9 protein-coding genes are annotated in these 6,000 nt (G+C 63.9%); 1 reads left to right on the top strand and 8 read right to left on the bottom strand.

What is annotated here, in order from left to right; translation table 11 throughout:
• Positions 1–176: 176 nt before the first annotated feature.
• From ACYOEI_RS34160 to ACYOEI_RS34140, 5 genes are all read right to left on the bottom strand, one after another.
• Positions 177–1,160, bottom strand: coding sequence for a hypothetical protein (locus ACYOEI_RS34160; RefSeq protein ID WP_462854631.1), 984 nt, complete (start codon positions 1,158–1,160; stop codon positions 177–179).
• Complete coding sequence (locus tag ACYOEI_RS34155; RefSeq protein WP_462854629.1) at positions 1,130–1,540, bottom strand: hypothetical protein; 411 nt, start codon at positions 1,538–1,540, stop codon at positions 1,130–1,132. The genes ACYOEI_RS34160 and ACYOEI_RS34155 overlap by 31 nt, the downstream gene beginning before the upstream one ends.
• Before the next feature lie 4 nt (positions 1,541–1,544).
• Complete coding sequence (locus tag ACYOEI_RS34150) at positions 1,545–2,315, bottom strand: hypothetical protein (RefSeq protein WP_462854627.1); 771 nt, start codon at positions 2,313–2,315, stop codon at positions 1,545–1,547.
• Positions 2,316–2,340: 25 nt separating this feature from the next.
• A complete protein-coding gene (locus ACYOEI_RS34145) occupies positions 2,341–2,862 on the bottom strand; it encodes a hypothetical protein (RefSeq protein WP_462854626.1) in 522 nt (173 codons plus the stop codon).
• A 72-nt stretch (positions 2,863–2,934) separates the two neighbouring features.
• The gene (locus ACYOEI_RS34140) at positions 2,935–3,150 is read right to left on the bottom strand and encodes a hypothetical protein (protein WP_462854624.1); all 216 of its coding nucleotides are present in this window, start codon (positions 3,148–3,150) and stop codon (positions 2,935–2,937) included.
• A 184-nt stretch (positions 3,151–3,334) separates the two neighbouring features.
• Here ACYOEI_RS34140 and ACYOEI_RS34135 point away from each other — a divergent pair, with 184 nt between their 5' ends.
• Positions 3,335–3,643, top strand: coding sequence for a hypothetical protein (locus ACYOEI_RS34135; protein WP_462854623.1), 309 nt, complete (start codon positions 3,335–3,337; stop codon positions 3,641–3,643).
• A gap of 60 nt (positions 3,644–3,703) precedes the next feature.
• Here ACYOEI_RS34135 and ACYOEI_RS34130 read toward each other — a convergent pair whose 3' ends face one another.
• The 3 genes from ACYOEI_RS34130 to ACYOEI_RS34120 form a co-directional block, all read right to left on the bottom strand.
• Entirely contained in the window at positions 3,704–4,336 is a 633-nt protein-coding gene (locus ACYOEI_RS34130) for a sigma-70 family RNA polymerase sigma factor (RefSeq protein ID WP_462854622.1), read from the bottom strand.
• Entirely contained in the window at positions 4,333–5,313 is a 981-nt protein-coding gene (locus ACYOEI_RS34125; protein WP_462854621.1) for a ParB N-terminal domain-containing protein, read from the bottom strand. Before ACYOEI_RS34125 ends, ACYOEI_RS34130 begins: the two co-directional genes overlap by 4 nt.
• Before the next feature lie 106 nt (positions 5,314–5,419).
• Positions 5,420–5,668, bottom strand: coding sequence for a hypothetical protein (locus ACYOEI_RS34120; protein WP_462854620.1), 249 nt, complete (start codon positions 5,666–5,668; stop codon positions 5,420–5,422).
• Between the last annotated feature and the right edge of the window lie 332 nt (positions 5,669–6,000).

Genomic DNA, 6,000 nt, shown 5'->3' with positions numbered 1-6,000 from the left:
CGCCCTTGAGTCCCGGGGCCAGGACGGGATGACGCGAGAAAAACGCGAGATCGATTGAGGCCCCTGCGACGGGGGTCAGGGGGAAGGTATGCGCATCGGGGCCGGACACCGACCGCAGAGCCATCCGGCACGAAGGAGTGTGCTTATGCGTCGTCCCCCGTCGGCATCCAGAGGGCCTATGAAATATCCGGGCTAGCGTTGCCAGACCCGCCTCCCGACAAGGAGAAGCTCACTGTCGGGGCCGACGTGTATGAGCCAAAGCTCGTCAGCACCACTGACACGATCTTGAGGTTCGCGGTTGCGGAAGCGCCTGTTCCAGTTCCGGCCCCTGGAAATGAGATCGTTGGTGGCGACTGGTAGTCGATTCCGGCCAACGAAATTCGTACGTTCGTGACCTGGCCCGAGACGACATCGAATAGTCCGGTGGCACCAGAGCCGAGACCACCTGTGATTCCGAGCGGGTAATTCGTGCCGTTCGTGTACCCCGCTCCGCCCGAACCGAGGACTACGGCCCGGACCCCCATTCGAGCGTAGGCTGCCGCTCCCGATCCACCGCCGCCCGAGAAACTCACAGTTGGAACGGCTGAATAGAGCCCTGGATTCGAGATCGTGACGGCCGCCACTTGGCCAGACGTCGTGCAAGTGAAGGTGTTGGTTCCGTCGCTTAGGGAAACCGAGGCTCCAGAGATCGCGGCATTTCCAGAGCAACCGGTAGACACGCCGACGCAGACGTTTTTGCACTTCGGCGTCGGCTGTCGAACCCACACGAACCCATACGTGTCGTCTTCAAGCAACATGAGGCGTACGACTTTCCCATTAAGTCCAGGGACGTCGTTGAACTCGTGAGCGTCCGACCCCGTTCGGGCCCCGGGGAGGTCGAGCCAGGTCGTCCCCGTCTTCGGCAGGTAGGCCTCGGAATAGCTGTAGGGCGAGCTGCTCCCCGAAAGCCTCGCGTAGAACTCCTGGTCGGGAGCGAGGGCGATGTGGATCCCACTCGGCCCACGGGTCAAGTGCAGGCCCGGCCCGACCGTGACGTTGAGGGCCTTCTCAATGCCGCCCGCCCACGTGTCAAGGGTAGTGTCCACGTCCGGATCGCCCATCACGATCCTGGGCATTCTTATCCTGCCGCTCACGAGCAACCCCCGATCTGAAAGAGCCATCGTCCGCTGTCCGCGTCGAATCGGAGCTCGACGTACGCCGGCAGGGTGAGGGCGGTGTACGCGTTTATCTCCTGGGCGGGGTCGACCGTCGTCGTCCCCGAGAGTCCGCCGGGTTGGAGCGCCCAGGCACCGGTCGACCGGTCGCGGTAGACCTCGGTCCAGGCATAGGCACCCCCCGCCCCGGCCGTGGTCAACTTGGCGAACTTCCGCAGGGGCTTGATCAACCCGAGGTGCGTCCCCGAGGGGCCCGTCTGGGCCACCAAGGGGGGAGAGACAGTGATGTTGCCGGCCGTCTCGATGCCGGACACCCAGGTTTCCAGCGCAGCGTCGACGTCGGTGTCCCCCGTCACGATGCGGTTGAACCGGTTCTTGCCAGCCATCGGTTTACACCAGGTTAAGGAGAGGGGAGAGGTCAGCCAGGTCGTACATGGGGTTGCCGCTCGAGGTGTCCACGGCCTCCTCGAATCCGCCGTCGGGCCTCAAGAGGTAGTTGTGCGGGATCGGCCGGAACACGAGGTTGAGCGTGATGTTGTTGGTGATGATCCCGCTAACGGTCTGAGTGACCTCGGAGTCCGCCCCGTCGAACCGGACCGTCCCCTCGGGACGACCCATGAAGACCCCGGCGTTGACCTTGTTGATCAGGCTGGCGATCAAGTCATCGTTGACATTCGTACACTGAAAGAGCGTGATCGAATAAGACATCTCCGGTATGAATCGGCCGGCGTCTTGCTTGATCGGCGTGTTGTCCGAGGGGAACTTGAAGGCGTTCCCCGGCTGCGTGACGTAGTTCCCGGCCGAGCGGAGCCGGGTCGTCCTGAAAGCCTGATCGCCCGCGGTGGCGAAGGGCAGCGTCTCAAACTGGACCGTGATCTTTGAGTCGGTGTACATCGACCCCGACCCGTTCGACCCTGTGTTCAGGGAGCCGATCCTCTGGGCGTAGAGGTTCGGGAACTCGGGGTGCCTGAGGGGCACGATTCGGGGCGTCGGGCTTCCCGGCTCGACCGTGCCGCATGCGAAGATGATAAACGCGGCACGGTCGGAATACGCGGTCCTGAACGTCAGCGTCGCCCGCGAGGATGTTGGGTCGACGTCCTCCGAGGATTGCGGGGCGTATAAGACCGAGTAAGGGACCGGGCAATCGCTCAGGTAGCTCATCCGTGAGGATCCTTGATGGGTGGTGTTAGTTGGAAGAGGCCGCCGGTGGAATCTCGGGCCTCGCCCCGGCATCGCGGAGAAGCCCCTTGATCGCGGATCTGGCCTCGCTTAAGGGGGAGACGAACGTGGCCCCTGTCTCGCGGAGGATGGTCTCGAGTGGGGGACCGATCTCGCGGAATAGGAGGCGGCCGAGCGTCGTTTCTCGGCGGAGGAGGACGACCGCCGGCACCTCGATCGGAACGCCCTCCAAGGCCGGGTCCGCATACGCGGGATGGCTCTGGAACGAGCCACGCGGGCCATTGGGGATGTCTTCCCACTCGCCCGTCTCGGCCGAGAGTCGGACGGCGGTCCACGCGAACCGACGCCACTCGTCATCTCCGTCGGTCAGCCTCGCCCAGAGGCACCCGGCCGGGAAGGGGTGGCCCGGTTGCTGGACGTAGGCCGGATAATCCTTCTTGGCCCGGAGCATACGGATGAGGAGAGGAAGCCCCATCAGGTACTTTGGCTTGAGATACTTCCACTTCCACAATCGAAGGTACTTGCGCATGTCGTGATTCCGTCTTGAGTGGTGAATGAGAGTCGAGGAGTAGGCGAGGATCTGTCCTGGCGTCGTCGGACTTCAGGACGAGGGCTTGGCTGAGGTTGCGTCGGCCTGGGCCTGCTCAGCCGCGAGGGCTTCGACGTCGGCCCAGACGTAAAGGGTCGGCCGACCGGGCTCCATCACGGTTTTGATGCGACCCGCCAACGCGAGTCTGATCACTTCCGAACGCGGCTTGCCCAGCCGGACAGCCACCTGGGAAGCCGGCCGTAGGGGTCCGGTCATTGGTCGTTTCATCGTGTCCTCCTGCGATAGTCGATGGGCATCAGGGCGGAGAATGGTTGGAATCCGATGTATCCAGAGATAGTATACGCCCGGCCAGATTTGGACCCTGGGTCGGCTACTCACCAAGGCCACCCACCCACGAGACATGAAGGGGCGTCGCGCGATGCCAACTGGAAAGTGCCCGGATTGCGGATGCATGATGCACATCAGGCCGGACAGCGCCGCGGCGTGGCACCGCCTGTATCCGGAGCACCGGCCCGGTGCCCCGTTCCCATTCAAGTGCCCTGGATGTGGCTACCCGCCGAGGCCCGGGGACCGGGTCAAGATCCGCTCGGTGCCGACAGGGCTTGAAGGCCGACTTGCCCCGGGGGATATCGGGGTCGTCACGGTGGTCGAGGGGGAGGAGGACGCGAAGGTCTACGTCGTCGAGGTCGAGCTAACGAGTGGAGAACTCTCGCCGGCCCGGTTCGCTCGCCGGGAGTTGACCTGGGAAGGTAGACCCTAAGTCCCCGGGGACGGCCGAGGATGGCCTCGGCCGTCGGGGCGAAATGACACCCATTGGGTGTCATTCGATGGCTGGGATCGCCAGGTCGGCGAGCTCGATGCCGAGTTGGCCACGGGCAGCGTCCAAGAGCGTCTCTGCCCAGGCCAGGGAGAATCCCAAGTCCGAGGCGATGATCCTCAAGGGGACGGGCGGGTCCCCGGCCAAGCCATAGAGCCGCGTCACGATGTCCCGACGCCTCGGCGAGAGGGTATTCACGGCCGCAAGGATCCGATCTCGAAGGGCACCGACGTCCTCTCCGTTGGCGACGATATCTGCGGGATCGGTGTCGTCCTCGGGGATAGCGGCCGTCGTCACTTCGTCGCTGACGTACGACGCATTGCGAACAGCCAAGGCATCGGCGACGCGGAGCCGTGACCCCTTGGGGACTCCAAGGTCATCACATGCGGCTTCGACGGATACCGTTTGGCCCACGGTCGAGGCGAGCTCGCGAGAGCGGCGGGCGACCCGGTTCACAAGCTCAAGGGTCTTCCGAGGGATGCGCATGGTCCCCCCGGACTGGGCCACCTCCTCGTAGAGGTGCCTCGTAATCCAAGGGACCGCGTACGTGCTGAAGCGGTACCCTCGCGACGGGTCGAATCTCCGAGCCGCCTCGAGCAACCCCATCGCCCCGGCTTGGTGGAGGTCGTCGATCAAGCCCCCTTACAGTCACCGCAGACGATCCAGCGGCTTGGGTCGCGGCGGCCGATGTAATGGAGGTGGCGGGACATCCAGGGGCCGATATGGCCTCTGCCATCCTTCTTCGCCTTGTTCGTGATAGGGCGGCAGGCGGCGGCGAACTTGAGGCGATGGGGGGTCACTGCCCGGAACGCCAGGGCATCCAGATCGAACCGAGAGCGGCAGGAGTCGGAGAGGTGGGATCGGGCCGGGAGGGTGGCGAGCCAGTCCTCATCGGAGAGGGGAGCCTCGTCCTCGGCCGCGTCGCCTTCGACGTCACCGAGACCGAGGGCCTCAGGTTCGCCACCGACATGCTCGACCGTGACCTCGACGCCAGCCGGTATGGTCCCCTTGTCGGCGGTCGCGGTCTCGTCCTCATCGGCGTCCGGAGCGTTTTCCGAGGCGGCCGCATCGTCAGGCGAGGCTGGCGAGGGCGTGGACCGCTTTCCGATGTTGGCCGTGTCGATCCGCCGACCGTCGGCACCTAGGCGAATGGTGCTGGGCTCTCCACTGTCCGCGCGGACAGTCGCTCGGAGCGTCCCGACGAACCCCGCCGAGACCCCCACGTGCTTTGCGATGGCCCGGTCGCTCATTGCCGCCCACCCCTCGTCGGCCAGGAGGGTGGTGACGATCTTCTTCTTGTCGGCCGCCGAGCGTGGCAACCCATGCGCCTGGTTAGTACCGAGGCTGTAGAACAGGGCATCCCGTTCCGTTCCTTCGTGGACTTCGGCAAGGATCTCGGTTCGACCCACCTGCCTGGCGGCTCCACGACGATGGAATCCTCCGGCAAGCACGTTCCTCCCATCCGGGGTCCTGAACACGACAACGGGCGGGAATTCGACTCCTTCGGCCATCGCCTCGGCGTAGTCGGCGATAGTCGCTTCGTTGATCTCGGCGCGACTGTTGAGGTGATCGGATTCCTCAATGTCCTCCAAGCGGAGCATTTCGTTCTGCATGGTTGCTCTCGATCCTTGAGTTGATGTGGCTGGCGGCGTTGCCAGCATGGGGCGGGAAGGGCAAAGACGCGAGGTGGGGCGGGCCGATGACGGGCCGCCCTTGGGGTTATGCGGAGGCGGCGGCCGAGACGGGAACGGTCGACTGCCGAGCCAGAGCAGCCTCCTCGGCTTCCTTGGCGATCTGGGCAACGAGGGCATCGACATCCGGAATCGAGTACCTCATCGGGACGCCGGGCAGCATGAGTGTGCGAACCCGACCAGCGGCGACGTACTTGAGGAGCGTGTAGCCGGACACCTTCAGCTTCCGCATGGCCACGCTCTGCGGGCACCAATCTTGATCGATAGCTTTCACCATCTGGCGATCTCCTCTAAACACGGCTCACGTTTGGCCATCATCCCAATCATACGTTTGTACAGTTGCGGCGATAACGCGACTAATCCTAAAACAAGCGTACCCAGTACGATGACATAGGGACGACAGCGATCTGCGCCCTATAAAACGAGGCATGCCACGAAACTATGGAAATCGAAGAGGCGCTCACTCGAAAACGCACACGCTCGCGCAAGTGCCGTTGCCAAAACCCCTTAAATCCAAGTTGGAGGGGCGTGAGAGGGTTTTCGATACGCTTGGTTTAGGACTAATGCTCGGAATTCCTATGGTGACCACAACGGACCCGCCAGACATGC

Source organism: Singulisphaera rosea (genome assembly GCF_054877945.1).
Note: the sequence above shows the minus strand (reverse complement) of the source record. Positions and strands in the feature narration are given on the sequence as shown.

Excerpts from the sequence above, each read along its gene's own strand:
- ACYOEI_RS34160 (WP_462854631.1), bottom strand. The coding sequence starts at position 1,160 with ATGGCTCTTTCAGATCGGGGGTTGCTCGTGAGCGGCAGGATAAGAATG.
- ACYOEI_RS34155 (WP_462854629.1), bottom strand. The coding sequence starts at position 1,540 with ATGGCTGGCAAGAACCGGTTCAACCGCATCGTGACGGGGGACACCGAC.
- ACYOEI_RS34150 (WP_462854627.1), bottom strand. The coding sequence starts at position 2,315 with ATGAGCTACCTGAGCGATTGCCCGGTCCCTTACTCGGTCTTATACGCC.
- ACYOEI_RS34145 (WP_462854626.1), bottom strand. The coding sequence starts at position 2,862 with ATGCGCAAGTACCTTCGATTGTGGAAGTGGAAGTATCTCAAGCCAAAG.
- ACYOEI_RS34140 (WP_462854624.1), bottom strand. The coding sequence starts at position 3,150 with ATGAAACGACCAATGACCGGACCCCTACGGCCGGCTTCCCAGGTGGCT.
- ACYOEI_RS34135 (WP_462854623.1), top strand. The coding sequence starts at position 3,335 with ATGATGCACATCAGGCCGGACAGCGCCGCGGCGTGGCACCGCCTGTAT.
- ACYOEI_RS34125 (WP_462854621.1), bottom strand. The coding sequence starts at position 5,313 with ATGCAGAACGAAATGCTCCGCTTGGAGGACATTGAGGAATCCGATCAC.
- ACYOEI_RS34120 (WP_462854620.1), bottom strand. The coding sequence starts at position 5,668 with ATGGTGAAAGCTATCGATCAAGATTGGTGCCCGCAGAGCGTGGCCATG.